We start from the raw sequence: 23,831 nt of genomic DNA on the forward strand, positions 1-23,831 counted from the left end.
TAGCATCCACGTCTATCAACATCACTACACCTATATTTAATACTGCGTTACGTGCCTTTAATCGAGTGAAAAACAAGACCCATTTTGTAAAAACTGAAACCAACGTTTTCTAAACTGAACTTGAGCCATATCTGCATGAACATGGGCCTCCATTTTTAAAGCTTCTGGTATAGGTCTAGGATGTTGACTTTCTACAATAATTTGATCCTCTTTTAGTACTCTTAAACTAAATTTAGCTAAAATTTGGTCTAGTAAAGGGAAGTACTTTAAAAATGTCCTTCCGGTATATCCCATAATTAATGTCTCTTCTTCATCAATTGGTGTAAACGTAATGTACTGAATAAATGACTCATTCTCCTGTTTGCCACTGTGAAGCATCCACTGATGTGGGAATTTGTATTCAAGGTAAGCATTACCATTTGAGAATATAAACTGATCCAGTGTTCCCTCCAGCTTATAATTGGTTGATTCGGCTTTTGTTTTTCTACCAATCGTTTTTTTATGTACATAAGCAAGATGAGCAATATCCAGCACAGATTCGATTGATCGAGTAAGGTGTGCATTCCAAGTTGCGTGGAAGAAAGAGAGTTTAAAAGGAGTGTTCTCCATTACATGAAAAGTTTTCCATTCAGGTGGAGTTTCCTCACTATCAGGGTATATCCAAATCAACCCAATCTTTTCTTTTACAGGGTATGAGAAGGTATGAGCAAATTTCGGGATAGGTTTATTGGGTTGGGATGGAATTCTTACACAAGTACCACAACTATCGAACTCCCAACCATGGTAGGGACAGACTAGTTTACCATTTACTACTTGTCCCAGTGATAAGTCAGCGCCACGATGAGGGCAGTAAGGTGATAGAGCCTGAACTTCGCCTTTTTCATCCCGATATAATACAAAATCTTTGCCAGTAACTCTTTTTTTTACTGGAATCTTTTTTATATCTTTTGCATAACTCACAGCATACCAATTACGTGGGAATACTCTATTTATATTTAGAGTCATTTATTTTCTCCTTCTTTTTTATTCACCTAGTAGATATTAGTGGTGTCTACTGTATACTGTCTATTCTATGCTATAAAATATTTTAAATGTTCGTCTAAAATTAATAAATCTACAGTTTAATCAAATCATTATGAAAGCCTGTATAATCTCTCTAAATGTAACAAAAATGACTATAGTACAATAGATTTTAAAAAGGAGAAAGTCTTATTTTATTGAAAATTGAGATATTAAGCAATATTCCTATTGCTATTAAATTGACCATTAAAGAACTTCCACCAAAACTTACAAATGGAAATGGAGTACCTGTAAGAGGAAATAGTCCCGTAATACCACCTAAATTTACAACTGATTGCATACCAATCATACATCCTATACCAATTGCTATAAAACTGCCGAATGGATCTGCACATAATTGTGCAATTTTTAAGGAGCGAAGTACCATAGTCAAAACTCCAACCAATAGAATAAATACACCAATAAATCCTAGTTCTTCAGAAACTATTGCCATTATAAAATCAGTGTGTGGTTCTGGAAGATAACCTGTTTTTTGTATGCTATTTCCAAATCCACGACCAGTGCTTCCTCCAGAGCCAATGGCAATAAAAGAGTTTACAAGCTGGTATCCATTTCCTTGCGCATCAAGAAAGGGATTGAAAATCGTAGTAATACGTGTCTTTTGAACTGCTGATAAACTATATTGAATCAAATAATATAAAATAGGTAACCATAAAATAGAACCGATGGTAGTTCTTTTGATTAGTAGATTTATATTTATTCCTGAACAAAGAAATATGCTAAAACCTATACCTAATATTAAAAGTGCAGATCCTAAATTTGGTTGTTTAAAGATAAGAAAAAAAATTGTAGCTAAAAAAAATAAAAGTTTTCCGATACCACGCCAGTTATTTTTAGCTTGTTCTTGTCGCAATGCAAAAAAACGGGCTGTTACAAGGATTGTTCCTAATTTAAGAAATTCAGCTGGCTGTATTCCAAAGATCCATGATTGAGCATTATTTACCACTTTTCCTTTCCATAAAACCATAATTAATAAAAAAATCCCCCCAACCATAATACAGATTGAGACTATTCGTTTTTTCCATATTTCATATGGGAGTAAAGCACAAATTATTAATCCTATTGTTCCTAAAAGTAGCTTTGTTAATTGAGAATCAACAAAATGCCTACTGTTATAACCGTAATGTTGGACAGCGACAATGGAGCTTGCACTATACATCATGATAATACCTAAAGTACATGTTATGAATAGAGGAAGGAGCAATAGATAATCGAGTTTTAATATTTTTTTCATTTTAATATCCTCCTGATTTAAAACAAAACATAATATTACATTACATTTGCTAATGAATAGAATCTTGTTCTCGTCAATTACTAAATATGACTTTTGTTTAGAAAGATTCTATCACTTATTCCCTGTTTTTTACGCAAAAATCCCCCTAGTATGTAACTAGAGGGATTCAAAATGGCATGACTAAATAAGGCTTTTCTCCCCCTAGTAGAGCTTTGGCACTATACAACGTAAAGTAATGAAAATTCATTACTTAGCTATCTTAAGAAGAGCCTTAATCCGACAATTCCTGTTCTACCCATTGGCGTCTTTCGACATTTTTGGGCAATAGCCTGTGTTTGCATAGGAGCCTCACCTAACAGGTTAAGCAACATAAATTTTATGTATTTGTTTCGTGTAGCAAGCATAAATATATTTTTTTTGCTTGTCAAGCAACCGTATTTCTAATTTTATCTGTTTTATTGCTTTATAGTCCTTTGAGAAATGATATGAGAAAATGTATGTAATCATTCTGTATAAGTACATATTTTTGACTTTAGTGTATAGTTTGATTGAGTAGTTTAACCATATAAATTTGATAAACCGTAAAGAAGATTTTAATCATAAAAGAAGATTTGTTAAGAATATTCTTTTAATATACAGAATGACTAATTATTCATCCTCTGTTATAAAGTTGGAATTTGATTGAAAACAATAAGTTTCATATGTTTCATAACGTTTCTTCGAATTAAATCTATTTAAATTCTATGTTTTTTAAGGAGAATTTTAAATTTATAATAAAATATAATTTCATTTTCTATAAAAGATTTTTTATGAATGGATTTGAAAGTCAGTTGACAAATATTAAATTCTGGTTTAAATTTTGAAGTAATTCAATAAACTTTGTTAGGTGAGGCTCCTGTATAGAGAAACGCTGCTGCCCAAAAATGTCGAGAGACGCCAATGGGTCAACAGGAACGGTCGGATTAAGGCCCTTCTTAATGTAGCTGGTTATAAAAACCTATGCTATACAGTGCTAAAACTCAACGAGGGAGTGGTATACGATTTGATAGAAAGGCACCTCTGAGATTTTGGCAGAGCTGTCTTAATAATCATTTATTTGTATTGTAAAAAACCTTTACTCCTTTTTGAGTAAAGGTTTTTCTGTTTAATGTTATTTGTTTTATCTTGTCTATATTCAAAAAGGAGGTAATTCTAAATAATGGATTGATTGCAATGTAACTATTATTGCTCTAATAAAAAATTTAAGACAGATAAAATAAAACAAAACCACTCATGAAACTCTAGAGTCTCCCTTAGCAATATGAGGAGGAGTTAACATGAAGAAATTATTAAAAGAATTACTTGTAACCAAAAATAATTTGGATGCAGAGAAAGTTTTACGTCTTCCGTCGTATGATGTTGCGCAAGAAGTAAAAAGATTTTCAATTGAAGATCAAATCATATTGCTAAATACGATTCCCGTATTAAAAAGCTCTAAAATTCTTCAATATATGAGTGCAGAAGAAAAATATAATATCTTAATTCACTTATCTGAAAACAAAGCTAAAAAGTTACTAAATTTACAACCGATTGATGAATTAGTAGATTTACTTCTAGCGGTTCATCCTGAAAAACAAGCTAAATTAATGGCGTATCTAGACAAAATTACAAAACATAACGTAAAAAAATTGATGAATTTCAAACCTGAAACGGCAGGAAGTCTTATCACAAGTGATTTTGTTGCAGTTAGAGGAAATTGGTCAGTAAAAATGACATTGAAGTACATTAGGGAACATTCTGAAAATGTAGAATCAATATCTTATAGTTATGTTCTAGATAGTCATGGTTATCTTGAGGGAATCGTTTCCATACATGAGTTATTACTAGCAGCAGATGAAGAGATATTATCTACTATTATGATTCAAGAGGTAATTTCAGTACAAGCTGAAGTTGACCAGCAAGAAGTTGTAAAAAAGCTACTGAATTATAATTTAGCAGCAATACCTGTGACAACAGCAAATAATAAAATGATTGGTATTATCACTTTTGATGACGTAATGAATGTTATGGAAGCAGAAGCTACAGAAGATATTCAAAAGTTAGGCGGAAGTGAGCCATTGAATCAATCTTACTTTGAAGCTAGCATTTGGAGCATCTTCTTAAAACGCCTACCATGGTTATTACTTCTTTTTGTTGCTGAGGCATATACAGGTACAGTATTAAAGTATTTTGAAGATGAAATTGAAACTGTAGTTGCCCTTGCTTTCTTTGTTCCGTTATTAGTAGGTACTGGTGGGAATACAGGAACACAGGTTGTAGCAACAATTACTCGTGCAATCGGTATTGGAGAGGTCAAATTTAAAGATATTTTCCGTGTAATGAAAAAGGAATTTGCAATAGGGATGCTTCTCGGACTTGCACTTGGAATAGCTGGCCTCACTCGTGCTTATATGTTAGGAGTTGGAACAGAAGTTGCACAAGTTGTAGCAATTACTTTATTATTTATTGTTATTTGGGCCTCTCTTGTAGCAGCTGTTTTACCTTTAATTCTAAGAAAATTAAAATTAGATCCTGCAGTTGTTTCAGGTCCATTTATTACAACATTTGTTGATGGAACAGGATTAGTAATTTATTTCATGGTTGCAAAAACGTTATTAAATTTATAAATATACACTAAAAAAACGAAAATCGGAATAAGTATTTTGCCTGAATTGCTAAAGTATATTGGGGAATTCAGACATGAGGAAATCAAACACTTTTGTATTTAGATAAATAATATTTTAATGGATTTATTGAATGTAATGAATGCTGGAGGATAAAACTATGAAACATCTCAGAAAAATCTTCAAACGAATTTTGCTTCTATTGTCTATTTTCATGCTTATTGGTATAGGCATATTATTTGGTACTAGCTATGGCCGAGAGCTTCGCATAACAATGGCTGGGAGTATACTAACTTCTCAGCATCCGCAATATGCGAAATATACATTCCTATCCCAAAAGGAACTAGATAAATTGCAAGATAGAATTAATCATCCGAAATGGTCAAATAGTGATGAGCATATTTATAAAAAAATAGCAGGAAAAAGATTAGAAGAATTTAAAAATCAGCCATTAGAAATTGATGTAGAAACGATTAAAAGTCACAAAGATAGTCGCTTTCTTTTTGAAGGAAATTTAGTTACTATTAGCAATCCCTTCAATGTTAAACTTGTTAGCCATCAAGGAACACAGGGCGCTAACAGAGGAGAAAAAATTAGCGTAATGGCAAAGCGTAATCATGCACTTGTTGCTGTGAATGCAAGTGGATTTGCAGATGAAACAGGAAGGGGTGGAGGAAATGTTGCTACTGGAATTGTAATAGAAAATGGGAAAGTTATTGATACGAATATGGATAGAAATACCCCTACAATTATTACAGGCTTAACAAAGTTTGGACAAATGATAACAGGAAATTATTCTACACAACAACTTTTGGATAAACAAGTCGTTTCAGCAGCAGGATTTATGCCACAGTTAATTGTAAATGGAGAAAAAATGATTACAGAAGGAGACGGTGGTTGGGGTTCTGCTCCGCGAAGTATTATGGCCCAAAAAGAAGATGGTACAATTATGTTTCTAGTCATTGACGGTAGACAGACGCATAGTATAGGGGCTACGTTAAAAGAGTGTCAAGATATTCTATATGAAAAAGGTGCTATAAATGCAATGGCTATGGATGGTGGTTCTTCTGCTACTCTATATTTAGGAGGAAAGGTTATAAATTCACCTTCTACATTATCACATGAAGATCGTTATTTACCTAATGCTTGGGTGGTAACAGCAAACCAAAAACAAAAAATAAAGATGACAATTGATGGGAGAAAAATAGATACCAAAACATCAGATGAATTTGATGCGAACATTTCAACGAATTTATGAATTATTAAAAATAGAACAAATACATGATTTTTATCTCGTTAGTTGGAAAATTGAAATTATTTTTTGAAATTAGAAATTATTATTTCATATTCATGATTTGCACAATATCAAATGAGAGTGATGAGGATTCCAAATTTACGGAATTCTTATCACTCTTTTTTAGTTTTTTGTAAATATGGAACAATATCCTTACTTTCACTGTCTATTAAGCGTTAAAACATTTTTTATTAAATAAATTACGAAAGGAATCATCATTTTTAACTAAGGGAGAAGATTGAATTGAAAAAATTATGGATGCTGCTTTTCGTTTGTTTCGCAGTTTTGTTGGTAGGATGTAATAAAAACGAACCACCAAAACAAGCATTTGAAGAATATATCAATTTATGGAATGATAGAAAATTTGCAAATATGTATGATCATTTATCAGACCATGCCAAAAAATCGATTTCTAAAAAAGAATTCACAGAAAAATATCAAAAAATCTATGAGGGGATTGGAGCTAATAATTTAAAAGTTAAAATGAAAGGAGAGAATACGAAAGATAAAGAGCTTTTTCTTTTTGAAGTTAAGATGGATACGGATGTAGGACCAGTTTCATTCATCCATGAAGCAAAACTTGTGAAAGATAAAGAGTCTTGGGAAATAGATTGGACACCAGACTTCATCTTCCCAGGTATGAAAAAAGATTACAAAGTACGTATGCAAATAGAGCAAGGAAAACGCGGAGAAATATATGATCGCAATGGAAAAGGGCTTGCAACGAATGGTAAAGCGACTGAGGTTGGAATTATTCCAGAGAAACTAGGCGAAACAGCAGCGCAAACGAAAGAAATAGTAGCACAATTACTTGATATGTCTATAGAAGAGGTCGAACAAAAGCTCACAGCGAAATGGATAAAACCAGACTCCTTTGTACCAATTGGCATTTTAAAAGAGGGAACCAGACAGAATGATTATATTGAATTAGAAGGAGTTTCATCTCACCCAGTAAATATTCGTACGTATCCATTAGGTGAAGCAGCGGCACACTTAACTGGATATATAGGAAAGGTGAATGCGGAGGAGTTAAAATCACTTCAAAAACAAGGTTATCAAGCAGATGATTTAGTAGGTAAGACTGGTTTAGAGAAAGTGTTAGAAAATAAATTGCGTGGTGAAAAGGGTGGACGCGTATTTATAGAAGATGAGAAGGGGAAAGAGATTAAAAACGTAGCAAAAAAAGAAGCAAAAGAAGGAGAAAATGTTACGTTAACAATTGATGCTGCAATTCAAGAAAAAATCTTTAATGAGATGAAAACTGAAGCAGGGTCTAGTGCAGCGGTCAATCCTAAAACAGGTGAAACAATCGCACTTGTAAGTAGCCCTGCTTATAATCCAAATATAATAGTTAGAGGAGCATCGAAAGCCCAACGAGAAGCATGGAGTAACGACTCGAAACTACCAATGACGAATCGCTTTACACAAGCATTTGTACCAGGTTCCGTATTTAAAACGATCACAGGTGCAATTGGTTTGGAAACAAACACAATAAATCCGAAGGAAGAATTTAAAATTCAAGGATTGAAGTGGACAAAAGATTCATCTTGGGGAAATTACTATGTAACGCGTGTAAAGGATGCAAGTCCAATTGATTTTGATAAGGCAATGAAGTACTCTGATAATATTTATTTTGCTCAACAAGCTTTGAAAATGGGAAAAGATCAGTATGTAAAGGAATTTAAAAAGTACGGATTTTATGAAAAATTACCAATCGAATACGAATTTCCTATTTCAATCATTGCAAAAGATGGGATAAAAAACGATATTCAACTAGCAGACACGGGCTATGGACAAGGACAAGTATTAATGACGCCACTTCATTTAGCATTAACATATGCACCGATTGTGAATGAAGGGAATATTCCGTCGCCACATCTTTTAAAAGAAGCAAAAGTAGCAGGAAATTGGAAAGAAAATGTGGTTTCTAAAAAGAATCAAGAAATATTAAAGAGTGCATTAATCAAAGTCATTAATGACCCTGATGGTGCAGGGAGAATTGCAAAGGTTGATGGTGTAACGCTTGCTGGTAAAACTGGTACAGCAGAACTGAAAGAGTCGAAAGAAGCAGACGGAAAAGAACTGGGATGGTTCGCAGCTTTCGATGCAAATGCGCCAGACATGATTGTTACAATGATGATTGAAGATGTAAAAGGAAGAGGGGGAAGTAACGTTCCAGGTGAAAAAGTAAAACATGTATTTCAGAAATAATACTTAATTATAAGGTGAATTTTTTGACTACATTTATTACATGTTTGCTTAACTCAAAGATATAAATTGGTGAAAATATAGAGCAATGAAATTTCAAAAAAGCATTCTTTCTAATCGAGAATGCTTTTTTGCTGCGACTCTAGAAAGTTAATACCTTATCTTAATTTTCATTTCTGAAAAGTTGGCATTGCTAATGGTAAATAGAAGAGTATAGCAAATTGAAATGGACAAGTGGAGTGTTACGTTAAATTCAAAAGACAGATTTTCATGAGTAGAATTTTATCATTGTATGCTTTACTTGTTTTTTAGTAGTATTATTCTGCTTGAAAAAAGATAAACAATGGAACAAATGAAACTTGTATCTTGTCTATATATTGAAACCATAATAAAAGTGAGGGCAGTTTTTATGTTTATTCAAATAAGTTTGAGGTGTGGAAATGGAACAGACGTTTATTGAAAAGTGTAATCATGATGAGCTGGATTATGTTATAAAAGACTATTGGCAAGATGTATGGAATTATTCATTTATTATTACGAAAGATCCACACTTATCAGATGATATCACACAAGATGTATTTATAAAGGTGTTTAAAAATTGGAATTCATTTCGAAAGGAGTCATCTGTTAAAACGTGGATATTAAAAATCACAAGAAATACGGCAATAAACTATTTGAAATCCTCCTATTTTAAAAGGATATCTTTAATAGGATTTTTTAGTGACGATAAGCAATCCCTGTCAGCAGAACAAGAATTTTTTAACCAAGAAGAGATGAATGAGGTGTGGAAGGTTGTATTAAAACTACCTAAAAAGCACCGTGAAATAATTATATTGGACGCAAAATATGAATTATCATATGAAGAAATGGCTGAAACATTAGGAGTATCCATTGGAACTGTAAAATCGAGATTAAGTAGAGCGAGAAGTAAGGTTTCAAAACTAATAGGGGAGGGTAGTAGTGATGAACAATAAACAAAATCCTGACTGGTATAGTAAATTGAAAAAAGGCCCAATGAAGCATCGGAAAGATGAAGAAGAATTTATTTATAAAATAAAGCAATCGGTATATCAAAATAGTGAAGTGGATTCTGTAACAAATAAGAGACCATTTCGTAAAAAAGTATTGCCTGTTGTAGTTGTGTTGATTTGTACAATGTTATTTTTTATTGTTCAACAACCTTGGCCTGATGATAATAAATCACCAGTACAAAGTAGTACTCAAATTAAGCCTAAAACAAAAGATGAGTCTGCTCAAGATCCATCACTAAAACAATTTATGAATGAACTATATCAAAGTACGAACTCAAAAAATGAAAATGACTTGTACAAAGCGTTAAATGATGAAGTTCTATTTAAAGGGAAGAGTTATAAGAAGGATGAATTGAAGCTTGATGAAGATATTTTTCATGAGTTGCAAGTCGCCCTTGCAATGGGGGGAGAATTTGTAAATGATAAGAAGAAAGTTTACAAAGTGCCAAGTGGAATGACAGAAAGTAATCAATTAAAGCAAGAACACTTTATATATGCAACTGTTACTGGAAACAAAACGAAAATTTTAGCTGAACCAAACCGAGAATCAAAAGTTTTATATGAAGTATCTAATGAAATGGTAAAAGCTTGGATCCCGGAAAAAGTGCAGAATGATGGATATATAAAAATATCGACTATTAACGGTGATACTACTGGATATGTACAAAAAAAGTATATTTTAACTGATATTAAATATTCTTTCATGTTCGAAAAGAATCATGAAGGTATATGGGAAATAACGAATATAGAATCTATATGGTAAAAGAGGAAGGTTCACTTTAATGAACCTTCCTCTTTATCTTTATCCTTCTTTTGAAGTATATTCCAAGACTTTAAAACTTCTGATGTAACGAGAGCAGCGATGTTTTTTTCTGAATTACTACCAGGAATAACGACAGAAACGGCAATTTGTGGATCTTCAGTAGGAGCATAAGCAATGAAAAGAGAATGATTTATCATTCTTTCTTGCTCATTTGGAAAACCTGTAATACCTGTTTTACCTGCGACGTCAAAGGGCAACTTTTTAATTTCCTCTATATTTTGACTCATTCCACCTTGCACGACACTCCAAAAGTTCATCGGGTAACGATTTGAACTTTCTAAAATGGGTTTAAACTTTTTTGTTTCCTTACCATCTTGACCAATAATGGCACTTACGATTTGAGGTTTATATTTATCACCTTTACTTGCCAATGTTGCTGCATATTGAGCGAGTTGAAGAGGAGTATGCACTTCATTTCCTCCCCAAGAGGCATTTAATAAAGCGGAAATCCCATTTTCAAATTTATTAGATGGATGGAATTCATATTGTCCGTCTTCTTCAAAGGGCAAATCAATCCCGGTTTTAGAACGTAGGCCGAATTGCATTAAATAATCTGTCCATATATGTGCTACTTTTTCTATATTTCCATTATTTTGGTTGAATAAGGGCAGAGCTACTTTTGCTGTCATAAATGTGTTAGATGAATTAATGATAGCCTGCCTCGGTGTAATCTCACCTGTTGGTGTTCCAGGTGCATTCGTAATGTTATTTTGACTATCATACTGAAAAGTACCTTTATCTAAATAAGTATCTTCGGGTTGAAAAAGTTTTTCGTTTAATCCAATTAAAATAGTGAGTGGTTTTATAGTAGAAGCCATATTTACATAAGATTCACCATACTTTAATTTTTGAATTGCTTTATTTTGCGAAAGAGAGTTAATGTTTTCTTTTCTAGAAGATACACGTGTATTTAATATATTTGGATCAAAAACTGCCGTGTTGGCCATAGTTAAAATTGCGCCAGTTTTTGCATCGCTTACTACAGCATAACCAGCTTTAGCATCAGGTGTTTTCTTAATTTGAGATCTTAATGCTTCTTCTGCCTTTTGCTGCAACTCAGAGTCTAAAGCTAGCCGTACATCTTTACCTTTTTGTACTTTTTGAATATTCCATAAGAATTTTTTATTATTCAATTTAAAAATAAGAGTTTTACCTGATTTTCCTTTTAAATCATTTTCATATTGCAGCTCAATCCCGCTTTTTCCAACAGCCTTATGCTTTGAATTAAGGTCATTTTCTACATACCCAATTACTTGTGAACCAATTTCGTGTTTAGGATAATATCGAATCCATTCATTTTTAATTATTACATTATTGGGTTTGTTTTTGTTTATGAATGCAAGTTCATTCTCAGTTATATCAGAGTATAACGGTATATCATTCATAGTCTGCTTTTTACAAGATTGTTGTAATTGAGATTTTAGGTTCTCTGTAGAAATATCATGTTGAAACTCGCTTGAAAATTGATTAAAAAAAGCTAATGTGTTTGATGTATCTTGTTTCGATAGCTTTTCGTCATTAGAAGTGCAATATAGAGACTTAACTTTCTTATTTGTAGCTAGTATTACACCATTTTGATCAAAAATCTTTCCTCTTTCAGCTGAAGAAGTTGCGATAGTAATTGAAATGAAGTTGATTTTTAATAAAATTAGTAAAATCAAACCTACGATAGAAAAAACCGCAAAAAATCTCCATCTTTTTATATGTAACATATAACCCTCCCTTATGTAGCCTATTTCATCTTATATTTAATTATTTTTTTTGTAAATGTGGAACAACTTTATTGTTTAGGTTGTCTATTAAGTATTACAGCATGAAGAAAGGAATAATTAGCATGAAAATTTACTAGCAAGTTTATATGTAAGTTTAATAAGAGTCATTATACAGTTTAGCACTTCTCATGCAAGTGGCAAAAAAATAGAGAGAAAACAGGAAGGGAGAGTTATTAATTCCGTAGCTAAACGAAAAGGAATGGTTGCTTACAAGGATGAAGCAAAAAATTGAGGCGATATTTATAACCGATTATCGGTATCTAATATATAAGGAATGCTTTTAGTATTTGTAGCAATTTCTGAAAGGATTAAATGGAGGATTTATGAAAGAACAAAAAGGCAAGAAGCAGAAGACATATATATCTATTCGATTAAATATAATGTTCCTTTGCATATTTGTACTATTCTCAGCTATTATTATGCAGCTAGGAAAGGTACAAATCGTTGAGGGAGAGGCTTATAAGAACCAAGTGGAAAGTAGTCAAAATGCAATAACTAGTATTCCAGTTCCACGTGGACAAATTTTAGATCGAGAAGGGAAAACAGTTGTTAATAATAAATCTCTTCGCACAATTACGTATACAAGGGTGAAGGGAATTACGAGTGAAGATATTTTAAAAACAGCAAAAGACTTGGCGAAAGTACTTGAAATGCCTGAACAAGATATAAATAAATTAACAGATATCGATAAAAAAGATTTTTGGATGCAGTTGAATTCGAAACGTGCGGAGACAAAGATTACTAAGAAAGATATAGAAAAGTTTAAAGAAAAGGGTATAGAGGGAAAAGAGTTAGATAAAAAAATAGAAGACTTAAGACGAGGTCGTGTTACAGAGGTAGAATTAGCAGAATTAACAGCACAAGATTTAAAGGTGTTAGCTATTAAAAGTAAAATGAGTTCAGGTTATCAACTAACACCACAAATCATTAAAAAAGATGTAACAGATGAAGAGTATGCGCGGATAAGCGAAAATCTTGCGAATTTTCCAGGAGTAGATGCAACTGTTGATTGGGAACGTAATTATGTAAACGGTAATTTATTTCGTTCTGTATTAGGAAATATTACGAGTAGTGAAGAAGGATTACCGAAAGAAAATTTAGATTCTTATTTAGTACGTGGATATAACCGTAATGATCGTGTTGGAAAAAGTTATATTGAACAACGATATGAAGATGTATTACACGGCACAAAAGAAGAAGTGAAAAATATTACTGATAAATCAGGAAACATTGTTAGCACAGAAATAATCTCTAAAGGAAAAAGTGGTAATAGTTTAACATTAACGATTGATATGGAATTACAAAAGAAAGTGGAAGAAAGTATAGAGAAAAACTTGAGAGCTTTTAAGAGTTCAGAGCCACTGCTCGATCGAGCTTTTGTTGTCATGACGAATCCAAATAACGGACAAATTTTATCAATGGCAGGCAAAAAGATTGTAGAAAAAGAAGGGAAAATAGAGGTTGAGGATTTGGCATTAGGAAACATGACAACTTCGTATGAGCTAGGGTCAGCTGTAAAAGGTGCTACTTTATTAACTGGATATGAGACAGGCGCAATACATCCAGGAGATCAATTTTATGACGCGCCGATGAAATTTAAAGGTACACAAGCTAAGAAATCGTGGAATGTATCCGGATTTGGTAATATTAATGATTTACGGGCTTTACAAGTATCTTCGAATGTATACATGTTCCAGACAGCTTTAAAAATTGCGGGAGTTAATTACGTACCAAATGGCTCATTGGATATTAAACAAGGAGCATTTGATACGATGCGCTATTATTTCAAGCAATTTGGTTTAGGTGTCCCAACAGGTATTGATTTACCGAATGAAATAATTGGACAAACGAGAAAAGTAGATAGTCAACCTGGATTTTTACTAGATTTTTCTATCGGTCAGTATGATACGTATACGCCGTTGCAATTAGCGCAATATATTTCAACGATTGCGAATGGTGGTTATAGAATGCAACCTCAAATTGTACAAGAAATACGAGAACAATCAATAAAAGAAGAGGTTGGCAAAGTTATACGTTCCATAGAGCCTGTCGTATTAAATCGAATTGATATGAAGAAAGAACATATTGATCGGATAAAAGAAGGGTTTAGATGGGTATTCCAAGAAGGTGATGGAACTGGCGTGAAATATTTCAAAAACGCGCCATATAAACCAGCAGGAAAGACAGGAACAGCCCAAACTGTATATGGTGGAGATGACCCGATTGGTAGAAATGCAAAAGGAGAACGTATGGAATGTTACAACTTAACGTTAGTTGGATATGCTCCATATGATAATCCAGAAGTAGCATTTTCCGTAGTAGTTCCATGGCTTCATGATGATAAAAATGGAATTAATTCTATAATCGGAAAGGAAGTATTAGATGTATACTTTGATTTAAAACAGCAACGTATACATGGTGAAGCTACTAGTACAGGTAGTTCTAAGCAAAATTAGAGTACTTTTCTCAGGGAAAGACCCTGTTCATATAAAGCCATTTATAAGTAAAAAAATGAAATATGAAATAGGAGATAGAGGCGTCGTAGCTACTATCTCTTATTTTGTTAATAACTCTCATACTAGCTATAATTTTTTTAGTTTATGGAACAAATTTGGTTCGGTGATTGTCTATTATGTGTACGTATAAAAAGGTGCTAAAAATTTGGAAGGAATGATGATTTTGAAAAATAAGAGGATGCTAAAAATAGGAATATGCGTTGGTATATTAGGTTTAAGTATTACAAGCCTAGAAGCTTTTACAGGGGGGGCACTGCAAGTTGAAGCGAAAGAAAAGACTGGACAAGTGAAACATAAAAATCAGGCGACGCATAAAGAGTTCTCTCAACTTGAGAAAAAATTTGATGCTCGGGTAGGTGTATATGCGATTGATACTGGTACAAATCAAACAATTTCTTATCGATCTAACGAAAGATTTGCCTTCGCATCAACCTACAAGGCTTTAGCAGCAGGAGTATTACTACAGCAAAACTCAATTGATACATTAAATGAAGTAATCACATTTACGAAAGAAGACTTAGTGGATTATTCACCTGTTACAGAGAAACATGTAGATACTGGAATGAAACTAGGAGAAATTGCTGAGGCTGCTGTTCGTTCAAGTGATAATACTGCAGGGAACATTTTATTTAATAAAATAGGCGGACCTAAAGGATATGAAAAAGCGCTTAGAAAGATGGGGGATCGGGTTACTATGTCTGATCGCTTTGAAACAGAATTAAACGAAGCTATTCCAGGAGACATTCGTGACACTAGTACAGCGAAAGCAATTGCTACGAATCTTAAAGCTTTTACGGTCGGAAATGCACTTCCAGCTGAAAAACGTAAAATTCTTACAGAGTGGATGAAAGGAAATGCTACAGGGGACAAACTTATTCGTGCAGGCGTACCAACTGACTGGGTAGTTGGAGATAAATCAGGTGCTGGCAGTTACGGGACAAGAAATGATATTGCTATCGTTTGGCCTCCAAATAGAGCACCAATTATCATCGCAATTTTATCTAGTAAAGATGAGAAAGAGGCTACCTATGATAATCAACTCATTGCAGAGGCAACGGAAGTTATAGTTAAGGCTCTTAAGTAAAAATCTTTCAATTCTTTATGTAATATAATTAAAAATAAGAACTTGGAAAGCGATTCTTTTTAATGTGAAAAGAATCGCTTTTTTTATAAGCATGTAAACTATTTATACCTATGTATTATAAAGGTATAATTAATGTAGAAAAGAGGGTGAATAGTTATGGAGAATGACAATCAAGTCTTTTGGAGAACAGATTGTCTTGTTTTGAGAAGGTTTAGTATGGATGACACTAACTACTTTCATTTTTATCGTTCTAATCCAGAAGTGGCTAAATTTCAGTCATGGGTTAATTATCAATATCATGAGGCTAAAACGTTTGTAAATGAACAAGTTAAAAATAATCCTAATCTACCAGGTACTTGGTTCCAGTTCGCAATTGCTTTGGCTGAAAATAACAAAATAATTGGAGATTGTGCACTTCACACACTTGTAAATGAACCTCGCATCGTAGAAATTGGATTTACTCTTTCTCCAGAATATCAGGGGAAAGGCTATGCAACTGAAGCTGTTTGTGCCTTACTGAATTACATATTTCATTCATTACGGAAACATAAAGTGATTGCATTTTCGGACGTTCGAAATAATAAGTCTATTTCTGTACTAGAACGAGTGGGGTTGAGGAGAGAAGGTCATTTATTACAGAATTACATGCTAAAAGGGCAGTGGATTGATGAATATCAATATTCAATATTGAAGTCTGAATGGAATGACGCTACATAATTTTAAAATTTAGAAACAATGAAGGAACTTATTCATGAAATTGATGAAAATGCCTTTGTCACTGTATATGATGTTGCGGAAGTACAAGGCGGAAACTTTAAAAAGCATGATATTCATTAAGGGTATTAACTAAGTTAAATGTTTTATACATAGTTGATTATTGAAAAAGATAAAAAACTCACCACATATAGAGAGACAACTGGTATGTACTAAGATGTACAACAGCAAGATACATAGAACTAAAACTAAGATATTCATACGAACTCAAAAAGCTGAAATTCCTTAACTTGGGAATTTCGGCTTTAATGTTATATGATAGAGTTACGATTAGAACAGAACCGGGCATGTTTACTTCAACAGAGTGATATAAGTTCTTCAGTTCCTAAAATTAGAAACTTGTACTTGATTATCGTAGTTAAATCGATTTCACTTTAAAAGAGAACCGTTAGATAAAAAGAATAATCTATTGAAATGTTTTTGAGAATTGTAGTATTGATGAAGATTTTAGGAGGGAATATGAGCAAGAAGATTAAAAGAAGTATATTACTTATTGCTACATTAGTAGGTTGTAGTATCTTTTTATATTTACAGAACAATTTAATAAGTATAACTGAGGTTAAAATAACCTCTAGTAAAATACCATCCTCTTTTAAAGGGTATAAAATTCTACAAATTTCAGACTTACACAATAAAAAATTTGGCGATAATCAAGATGTGTTAATTCAAAAAATAAAAAGTATAGACCCAGATATTATTGCGATTACGGGGGATTTAATTGACAGTAAATCATACGATGCAGAAGTTAGTATGCAATTAATACGAGAAATTGTAAAGAAATATCCTGTATATTTTGTGACAGGAAACCATGAACAATGGTCTGGAAAGTATAACAATTTAGAAAAAGAGTTGAAGAAATATGATGTCAATGTTTTAAGGAATGAACATGTAGGCATTCGAAAGGGTGAGCAAGAAATAAACTTGCTAGGTATTGATGATCCAGAGTTTGTTACTGGAAACCGTGATGAAGGAAATATTATAATAGATGAAATTAAAAAAGCGAAAATTGAAATGCAGCCAGATAAATATAATGTATTATTATCCCATCGGCCTGAATTTATAAAGGAATATACGAATGAGAGGTTGGATTTGGTTTTATCGGGACATGCTCATGGAGGGCAAGTTAGATTGCCATTTATCGGAGGATTAGTTGCGCCAAATCAAGGTGTTTTACCTAAATATACAGCGGGTTTATATGTAGAACAAAATACATCAATGGTAGTGAGTAGAGGATTAGGAAATAGTATCATTCCGCAAAGGATTTTGAATAGGCCAGAAATTGTAGTCGTGCAGCTAAATTAAGCTGTACGATTTTTTTTATACAAAAATGAGTAAAGGGGCTTTCTGTATTTTGCAGGAGTAAACATTACAATTTTGTTAAAAATTTTCTACGTTACATAAAGTAACAAAATTTGACCCTCAGTGTTTGTTATAGTGTAAATAATCAAAAAACTTAAAATTTGTCGAGTGAAAATTGTGATAAGTAATTCATATAAAAAACTTAAAGGGGTGTACACATGCATAAAGAATATGAAATTGAAGAATACACGGCGATTGAGGAACAAATCCATTATTATTGTAAATGTTTATTAGTAAGTCATCCTGATCAAATAATAAAGTATTTAGAAAAAAGGTTAGAAAAATATGCAGAAACATTACAATATGCACATTTATATCCTGACACAGTTATTTTACCGTTACAGCAATTAGTTATTGAATATTCTTTAGACGTTGCTAGAATTCGGAAGTATATGAATTTAAAAACGTAAAGTGAAATTTATAGTTTAAATGAAACAGAGTCGACTTTAGGAAATGAAATTCTAATGTCGACTCTGTTTCATTGTTTAATATCGGTGATTGAACATACATACTAATCAACGAAGTTTGACATATAATTAAGCAAGAGTAAAATAAAAGTGAGTACTCACTCATTTTTATTGGAAAAGGAGGATGAAACGTGCAACAACCTTCAATTATTTTACGGACTGTATCAAAAAGTTTTGGAAAAAAAGAAGTGTTACACAATCTTTCATTGCAAGTTGAAAAAGCAGAGATTTTTGGTTTTGTTGGACCTTCTGGATCGGGGAAAACAACGCTCATTAAAATGATTGCAGGTATTAATGAGGCAACGAAAGGTGAAGTGCTTGTTAATAATACTAATATGCCTAATTTAAATGAAATGAAACGAATTGGTTATATGGCCCAGGCGGATGCATTATATGAAGAATTGTCAGCATATGAAAATGCAGATTTTATAGCAACGATGTATGGACTAAAGGGAAAACGTAAAAAGACAAGAATTGCAGAGGTTTTTGAACTTGTACAATTGTCACAGTATATGAAAAAGCAAGTACAACAATTTTCAGGTGGAATGAAAAAACGCTTATCATTAGCAATAGCACTCCTCCATGAACCAGAAATATTAATTTTAGATGAGCCTACAGTGGGGATAGATCCGCTTCTTAGAAAAACGATTTGGGAAAAATTTTATGAACTTAAAAAGAAAGGTACAACGATTATAGTAACGACGCACATTATGGATGAAGCTGAATTTTGTGAGCGTCTAGGGTTAATTAGAGAAGGGAAACTAGTTGCGGTTGGAACAACTGAAGAATTAAAAAAACGCGTGTCATCTGGACGGATTGAAGATGTCTTTTTGTTGGAAGAGGTGGTGCCATCATGAGAGTTACTGGTGTAATCATTCGTATTATTCGCCAATTTTTTCGAGATAAGCGTTCGTTAGCGATGATGTTTGGGGCACCAATGTTATTACTTTGGCTATTATCGCTAGTGTTTACACAAAAAGACTATATACCGCAAATTGCTGTTGTTGATATGCCCGCTCAAATAGTAAAAGTGATGAAAAATCAAGAAGCGTCAATTTATGAATACAGTAAAGAAAACGCGATTTCTGAGTTAGAAAAACAAAAGGTAGATGCAATACTTCGAATAGAGAATGGAAAAATGAAACTTCTGTTGGAAGGTAGTGATTCGTCAAAAAATCGTGCTGTACTTCAAGTATTGCAAAAAAGCACAGAGAAGAATGATGTATTGATTATGAAACCTGAAGTAAATTATTTACATGGCTCTAAAGACTTTACGATGTTTGATGGGCTTGGTCCTGTATTAATTGGTTTCTTTACATTTTTCTTTGTATTTATATTATCAGGTGTATCCTTCGTAAGAGAACGTTTAAGTGGTACGCTAGAAAGGTTATTATCCACCCCAGTAAGAAGATGGGAAATAGTCGCAGGTTATATTATTGGTTTTGGAATCTTTGCCTTTATACAATCCATTATTATCGTAAGTTTTTCCGTTTATATTTTAGATTTATATGTAGCTGGCTCTATATGGCTAACGCTACTTATTACATGTATGCTCTCTTTAACTGCACTAACATTAGGTACGTTTTTATCGGCATACGCAAATAATGAATTTCAAATGATTCAATTTATACCGCTTGTTATTGTGCCACAAATCTTCTTTTCTGGATTGTTTCCAATGGAATCTATGAACAAGTGGCTACAAATGTTAGGGAAATTATTTCCGCTCACATACGGCGCTGACGCAATGAGACAAGTGATGATTCGGAATCAAGGGTTTACAGAGATTGCATTAGATCTTACTGTATTATTACTTTTTTCAATATTATTTGCAGTAGGAAATGTATTTGCTTTAAAGAAACATCGCAAAATATAATAATGACAAAAAGGAGCTTTATAAATGCAGAAGGATTGGCTGGAGGAATTAATAGCTGCAACTAATACGGATAAACGAAATGAACGTCAAATGCGAATATTAGAGGCGGCTGTTGATATGTTTGGAGAAAAAGGATACGCTTCAACTTCAACAAGTGAAATTGCAAAACGGGCTGGTGTAGCGGAAGGAACAATCTTCCGCTACTATAAGACGAAAAAAGATTTATTACTAGCGGTCGTAATGCCAACTTTAACTAAGTTCGCTGCACCATTTTTTGTACAAACCTTTGCAAAAGAAATATTTAAATCGGAGTATGAATCATACGAAGGACTTTTAAGGGTTGTAATTCATAATAGGTTTAAATTTGCTCAAAAACACTTTCCTATGATAAAAATATTAATTCAAGAGGTGCCATTCCAAACAGAACTAAAAAATGAAATACAGCAATTAGTAGAAACAGAACTGTTTTCACATTTCAAAAAGTTGATTGTGAAATTTCAAGAAGAAGGGGAAATTATTGAGATACCACCATCTTCCGTACTACGTCTTACTTTATCAGCTGTATTAGGTTTACTCTTAACAAGATTTTTATTATTGCCTGAAGAAAAATGGGATGATGAAATGGAAATTGAAAATACGATTCAATTTATATTGTATGGATTAACTCCACGAATTTAATCGTCGAAGTGTGAATTACATACATTACTTTTAAGTAAAAATAAATCGCCTTTAAAAAGGCGATTTATTTTCATTATATATTTTTGATAAATAAGTACTTGTTTACTAAAAATATTCTAAATCAGCGTGTTTCTTTGTCTCTTTTTCTAAGACCTAATAATCCTGCTAGTCCTAATAAACCAAGCCAAGCCCAATTATTATTTTTATCACGATTATCATTTAAATCATTTGTTGTATTTACATTTCGAGTTCTTACATCATTATTAACTCTGTCTAAGTTATTGTCATTTACTCGAGTTGAAATATCAGTGTTATTAACTCTATTCATATTATTTCCATCGTATTCAGCTTGCGTAGATGTACCTAAAAACATAATAGATAGTGCTAAAACACTTAAAATAGATGATAATTTCTTTTTCATAACAATCCCTCCTTTCTTAATCATTAATTTCTCCGAAGCATGTGTGTATTATTCATTTCACAATATCTAAACCCTCATTAATAGGGCGCACATTTATAGAAAATAGAGTTGAATGATTGTTAATATATCATTGGATATATATTTCTCATAAAAATAACTGAATCAAACTTTGCTTAAAATGTTAATATTAGTACAATTTATATTATACGGACTAGTAATAAGGAGGTAATAAGATGCGACAATTTGCAAAACCTACAATCGTCGTAAGTAAATGTTTAGAATTTGATGCTTGTCGTTATAATGGAGAGATGATTCCAGATGTAACAATACGAAATTTGCAGCCATTTGTTACATTTATACCTGTTTGTCCAGAAGTCGAGATTGGATTGGGGACTCCTCGTGAAACGATACGAATTGTAGAAGAAAATGGTGAGAATAGACTTGTGCAACCGTCGACACGAGAAGATGTAACTGAAAAAATGGAGCAGTTTTCAAATGACTTTTTACAAACGATATCGGATGTGGATGGTTTTATTTTAAAGAATCGTTCACCAAGTTGTGGTACGCGTGATGTGAAAATTTATTCTGGTTTTGAAAAAGCGCCAGCAAAGGGAAAAGGATCGGGCTTATTTGGCGGAGCAGTAGTAAAAAAATTTTCGCATCTTCCTATAGAAGAGGAAGGTAGATTGTCGAATTTTATTATTAGAGAGCATTTCTTTACAAGGCTATTTACAATCGCATATTACAAAATGATTAAACATAATAAAAATATAAAAGACCTTGTATCGTTTCAGTCGGACAATAAATATTTATTTATGGCATATAATCAGGTGAAACAAAAGGAATTAGGGCGTATAATTGCAAATCAAAAAAATGAAAAGATTGAAGTGGTATTTGAAAACTATGAGAAGACTTTATATGAATTATTTATGCGTACGCCCCGTTATACATCGAATGTAAATGTATGCGAGCACATTTTTGGATATTTTAAAACAAAGTTAAAAAAACAAGAAAAAGATCATTTTATAGAACTGTTACAAAAGTATGCAGAAAAGAAAATACCACTTAGTAGTTTACTTACAATTTTAAAATCATGGGCTATTCGATTTGATGAAAAGTATTTATTAAGACAAACATATTTCGAACCATACCCTGAAGCATTAGTAGAAATTTCTGATTCCGGAAAAGGTAGAGATTATTAAACAATAAATTACATAATTCGACACAAAACCTCCTATGTTGTTGTAGAACAATGTAGGAATTTTTTTGTGCATTAGTACAGAATCTGTTTTAAAATTAAGTTATGACAGAATTGTAGCAATTGTCTAACTAATATTCTTGTCTTTTAAGTTGTTATGTTTGTAGTAGAAACTCGCACGCTGTCGAAACTCAATATTCGATAAGGGGTGTGTAGCGGAATGGAATTTACTCTAACTCGCGAAAAACAAATGATTAAAGAAATGGTACGTGACTTTGCTGAAAAGGAAATCGCACCGAAAGCTGTATATTATGACAAAACTGCAGAGTTTCCATATGAAACATTTCAAAAAATGGGCGAACTAGGATTATTAGGCATCCCATTCCCAGAAGAGTATGGAGGTTCAGGTGGCGATACAGTATCGTATGCGTTAGCAGTTGAAGAAATTGGTCGCGCTTGTGGTGGCACCGGTTTAAGCTATGCTGCAACAATTTCATTAGGTGCTTCTCCAATTTATTATTTCGGTACAGAAGAACAAAAACAAAAGTATTTAGTTCCAATGGCGTCAGGTAAAACATTAGGTGCCTTCGGATTAACGGAGCCGAATGCTGGATCTGATGCAGGTGGCACTCAAACGAAAGCGGTATTAGATGGTGATGAGTATGTAATCAGTGGTGAGAAGTGTTGGATTACAAACGCAGAGTATGCAAATACAATTATTGTAACCGCTGTCAACGGTATTGAAGAGAATGGTAGAAAACGTATTTCTGCATTTATCGTGCCTACTACGAGTGAAGGATTAACGATTTCAAGTCCTTACGATAAGATGGGTGTTCGCGCTTCTAATACTTGTGAAATCGTACTTGATGGTGTTCGTGTACCGAAAGAAAATATTCTTGGTGATGTAAATAAAGGCTTTAAACAATTTTTATATACACTTGATGGAGGGCGTATTTCAATCGCTGCATTGGCAGTTGGCATTGCGCAATCAGCCTTTGAACGTGCATTACAATATGCGAAAGAACGTCAACAATTTGGAAAGTCAATCTCTAATTTCCAAGCGATTCAATTTAAATTAGCTGATATGGCGACTGAAGTAGAGCTAGCACGCAATTTAGTACATAAAGCAGCTTGGTTAAAAGATAACGATAAACCTTTCGGCAAAGAAGCGGCAATGGCAAAACTATTTGCATCGGAAGCAGCAAGCCGTATTGCGAATCAAGCAGTACAGATTCATGGTGGATATGGTTATATGCGTGAATATGAAGTTGAACGACATATTCGTGATGCGAAACTATTAGAAATTGGTGAAGGAACTTCTGAAATTCAACGTCTCGTAATTGCTAGACATTTAGGATGTAGATAAAAGGGAGGAAT

Annotated in this window: 19 protein-coding genes, 1 pseudogene and 2 riboswitches; of the genes and pseudogenes, 16 read left to right on the forward strand and 4 right to left on the reverse strand. The window is 33.0% G+C overall.

Annotated elements, in window-relative coordinates:
* Nucleotides 1-57: 57 nt before the first annotated feature.
* Nucleotides 58-1,005, reverse strand: coding sequence for an aromatic ring-hydroxylating oxygenase subunit alpha (locus ACUXVC_RS12650; RefSeq protein ID WP_095690890.1), 948 nt, complete (start codon nt 1,003-1,005; stop codon nt 58-60).
* A gap of 187 nt (nt 1,006-1,192) precedes the next feature.
* On the reverse strand, nt 1,193-2,314 hold the full coding sequence (locus tag ACUXVC_RS12655) for an FtsW/RodA/SpoVE family cell cycle protein (RefSeq protein WP_095690889.1): 1,122 nt from the start codon (nt 2,312-2,314) through the stop codon (nt 1,193-1,195).
* 190 nt (nt 2,315-2,504) lie between these two features.
* A riboswitch (M-box (ykoK) riboswitch) is annotated at nt 2,505-2,681 on the reverse strand.
* A 504-nt stretch (nt 2,682-3,185) separates the two neighbouring features.
* Nucleotides 3,186-3,351, forward strand: a riboswitch (M-box (ykoK) riboswitch).
* Nucleotides 3,352-3,630: 279 nt separating this feature from the next.
* Here ACUXVC_RS12655 and mgtE point away from each other — a divergent pair.
* From mgtE to ACUXVC_RS12680, 5 genes are all read left to right on the forward strand, one after another.
* A complete protein-coding gene (mgtE, locus tag ACUXVC_RS12660; RefSeq protein ID WP_446026113.1) occupies nt 3,631-4,959 on the forward strand; it encodes a magnesium transporter in 1,329 nt (442 codons plus the stop codon).
* A 157-nt stretch (nt 4,960-5,116) separates the two neighbouring features.
* On the forward strand, nt 5,117-6,214 hold the full coding sequence (locus ACUXVC_RS12665; protein WP_089171040.1) for a phosphodiester glycosidase family protein: 1,098 nt from the start codon (nt 5,117-5,119) through the stop codon (nt 6,212-6,214).
* Nucleotides 6,215-6,493: 279 nt separating this feature from the next.
* Nucleotides 6,494-8,461, forward strand: a complete 1,968-nt coding sequence (locus ACUXVC_RS12670; protein ID WP_000737758.1) for a penicillin-binding transpeptidase domain-containing protein — start codon at nt 6,494-6,496, stop codon at nt 8,459-8,461.
* A gap of 437 nt (nt 8,462-8,898) precedes the next feature.
* Nucleotides 8,899-9,432 carry an RNA polymerase sigma factor gene (locus tag ACUXVC_RS12675; protein ID WP_053564459.1) on the forward strand — a complete coding sequence of 178 codons (534 nt, stop codon included), beginning with the start codon at nt 8,899-8,901 and terminating at the stop codon, nt 9,430-9,432.
* Nucleotides 9,422-10,252, forward strand: a complete 831-nt coding sequence (locus ACUXVC_RS12680; protein ID WP_053564458.1) for a hypothetical protein — start codon at nt 9,422-9,424, stop codon at nt 10,250-10,252. The genes ACUXVC_RS12675 and ACUXVC_RS12680 overlap by 11 nt, the downstream gene beginning before the upstream one ends.
* Before the next feature lie 11 nt (nt 10,253-10,263).
* On the opposite strand, the gene ACUXVC_RS12685 is transcribed toward ACUXVC_RS12680, so the two are convergent.
* The gene (locus tag ACUXVC_RS12685) at nt 10,264-12,024 is read right to left on the reverse strand and encodes a peptidoglycan D,D-transpeptidase FtsI family protein (protein WP_098976585.1); all 1,761 of its coding nucleotides are present in this window, start codon (nt 12,022-12,024) and stop codon (nt 10,264-10,266) included.
* 383 nt (nt 12,025-12,407) lie between these two features.
* On the opposite strand from ACUXVC_RS12685, the gene ACUXVC_RS12690 reads away from it, so the two are divergent.
* The 9 genes and pseudogenes from ACUXVC_RS12690 to ACUXVC_RS12730 all read left to right on the forward strand — a co-directional run bounded on the left by ACUXVC_RS12690 (nt 12,408) and on the right by ACUXVC_RS12730 (nt 20,835).
* Entirely contained in the window at nt 12,408-14,540 is a 2,133-nt protein-coding gene (locus ACUXVC_RS12690) for a peptidoglycan D,D-transpeptidase FtsI family protein (protein WP_000662990.1), read from the forward strand.
* 217 nt (nt 14,541-14,757) lie between these two features.
* On the forward strand, nt 14,758-15,684 hold the full coding sequence (gene bla / locus ACUXVC_RS12695) for a class A beta-lactamase Bla1 (RefSeq protein ID WP_016512811.1): 927 nt from the start codon (nt 14,758-14,760) through the stop codon (nt 15,682-15,684).
* Nucleotides 15,685-15,840: 156 nt separating this feature from the next.
* Entirely contained in the window at nt 15,841-16,401 is a 561-nt protein-coding gene (locus ACUXVC_RS12700) for a GNAT family N-acetyltransferase (RefSeq protein ID WP_048656286.1), read from the forward strand.
* Nucleotides 16,402-16,419: 18 nt separating this feature from the next.
* Nucleotides 16,420-16,521: pseudogene (locus tag ACUXVC_RS12705) on the forward strand (DUF2179 domain-containing protein); the annotation flags it as partial.
* 396 nt (nt 16,522-16,917) lie between these two features.
* Nucleotides 16,918-17,760 (forward strand): metallophosphoesterase, encoded by an 843-nt coding sequence (locus tag ACUXVC_RS12710; RefSeq protein WP_053564455.1) that lies wholly within the window; start codon nt 16,918-16,920, stop codon nt 17,758-17,760.
* 215 nt (nt 17,761-17,975) lie between these two features.
* Entirely contained in the window at nt 17,976-18,227 is a 252-nt protein-coding gene (locus ACUXVC_RS12715) for a hypothetical protein (protein WP_000548621.1), read from the forward strand.
* Between the two features lie 188 nt (nt 18,228-18,415).
* The gene (locus ACUXVC_RS12720; RefSeq protein ID WP_088021971.1) at nt 18,416-19,141 is read left to right on the forward strand and encodes an ABC transporter ATP-binding protein; all 726 of its coding nucleotides are present in this window, start codon (nt 18,416-18,418) and stop codon (nt 19,139-19,141) included.
* On the forward strand, nt 19,138-20,157 hold the full coding sequence (locus ACUXVC_RS12725) for an ABC transporter permease (RefSeq protein ID WP_095690886.1): 1,020 nt from the start codon (nt 19,138-19,140) through the stop codon (nt 20,155-20,157). Before ACUXVC_RS12720 ends, ACUXVC_RS12725 begins: the two co-directional genes overlap by 4 nt.
* A 24-nt stretch (nt 20,158-20,181) precedes the next feature.
* Nucleotides 20,182-20,835: a TetR/AcrR family transcriptional regulator gene (locus ACUXVC_RS12730; RefSeq protein WP_088021973.1), complete on the forward strand. Its 654-nt coding sequence runs from the start codon at nt 20,182-20,184 to the stop codon at nt 20,833-20,835.
* Nucleotides 20,836-20,956: 121 nt separating this feature from the next.
* Here the strand turns inward: ACUXVC_RS12730 and ACUXVC_RS12735 are convergent, their stop codons facing one another.
* On the reverse strand, nt 20,957-21,256 hold the full coding sequence (locus tag ACUXVC_RS12735; protein WP_000728156.1) for a WGxxGxxG family protein: 300 nt from the start codon (nt 21,254-21,256) through the stop codon (nt 20,957-20,959).
* 233 nt (nt 21,257-21,489) lie between these two features.
* Here ACUXVC_RS12735 and ACUXVC_RS12740 point away from each other — a divergent pair, with 233 nt between their 5' ends.
* Both ACUXVC_RS12740 and ACUXVC_RS12745 read left to right on the forward strand, forming a co-directional pair.
* Nucleotides 21,490-22,458, forward strand: coding sequence for a YbgA family protein (locus tag ACUXVC_RS12740; protein ID WP_088021974.1), 969 nt, complete (start codon nt 21,490-21,492; stop codon nt 22,456-22,458).
* A 216-nt stretch (nt 22,459-22,674) separates the two neighbouring features.
* Nucleotides 22,675-23,820, forward strand: a complete 1,146-nt coding sequence (locus ACUXVC_RS12745; RefSeq protein ID WP_000397279.1) for an acyl-CoA dehydrogenase — start codon at nt 22,675-22,677, stop codon at nt 23,818-23,820.
* The last annotated feature ends 11 nt before the right edge of the window (nt 23,821-23,831 follow it).

The organism is Bacillus sp. N6 (genome assembly GCF_052805735.1).

Coding starts and splice junctions, on each gene's coding strand:
- ACUXVC_RS12745 (WP_000397279.1), top strand. CDS start 22,675: ATGGAATTTACTCTAACTCGCGAAAAACAAATGATTAAAGAAATGGTA.
- ACUXVC_RS12730 (WP_088021973.1), top strand. CDS start 20,182: ATGCAGAAGGATTGGCTGGAGGAATTAATAGCTGCAACTAATACGGAT.
- ACUXVC_RS12740 (WP_088021974.1), top strand. CDS start 21,490: ATGCGACAATTTGCAAAACCTACAATCGTCGTAAGTAAATGTTTAGAA.
- ACUXVC_RS12650 (WP_095690890.1), bottom strand. CDS start 1,005: ATGACTCTAAATATAAATAGAGTATTCCCACGTAATTGGTATGCTGTG.
- ACUXVC_RS12690 (WP_000662990.1), top strand. CDS start 12,408: ATGAAAGAACAAAAAGGCAAGAAGCAGAAGACATATATATCTATTCGA.
- ACUXVC_RS12725 (WP_095690886.1), top strand. CDS start 19,138: ATGAGAGTTACTGGTGTAATCATTCGTATTATTCGCCAATTTTTTCGA.
- ACUXVC_RS12680 (WP_053564458.1), top strand. CDS start 9,422: ATGAACAATAAACAAAATCCTGACTGGTATAGTAAATTGAAAAAAGGC.
- ACUXVC_RS12665 (WP_089171040.1), top strand. CDS start 5,117: ATGAAACATCTCAGAAAAATCTTCAAACGAATTTTGCTTCTATTGTCT.
- ACUXVC_RS12735 (WP_000728156.1), bottom strand. CDS start 21,256: ATGAAAAAGAAATTATCATCTATTTTAAGTGTTTTAGCACTATCTATT.
- ACUXVC_RS12715 (WP_000548621.1), top strand. CDS start 17,976: ATGCATAAAGAATATGAAATTGAAGAATACACGGCGATTGAGGAACAA.
- ACUXVC_RS12710 (WP_053564455.1), top strand. CDS start 16,918: ATGAGCAAGAAGATTAAAAGAAGTATATTACTTATTGCTACATTAGTA.
- mgtE (WP_446026113.1), top strand. CDS start 3,631: ATGAAGAAATTATTAAAAGAATTACTTGTAACCAAAAATAATTTGGAT.
- bla (WP_016512811.1), top strand. CDS start 14,758: ATGATTTTGAAAAATAAGAGGATGCTAAAAATAGGAATATGCGTTGGT.
- ACUXVC_RS12655 (WP_095690889.1), bottom strand. CDS start 2,314: ATGAAAAAAATATTAAAACTCGATTATCTATTGCTCCTTCCTCTATTC.
- ACUXVC_RS12685 (WP_098976585.1), bottom strand. CDS start 12,024: ATGTTACATATAAAAAGATGGAGATTTTTTGCGGTTTTTTCTATCGTA.
- ACUXVC_RS12700 (WP_048656286.1), top strand. CDS start 15,841: ATGGAGAATGACAATCAAGTCTTTTGGAGAACAGATTGTCTTGTTTTG.
- ACUXVC_RS12675 (WP_053564459.1), top strand. CDS start 8,899: ATGGAACAGACGTTTATTGAAAAGTGTAATCATGATGAGCTGGATTAT.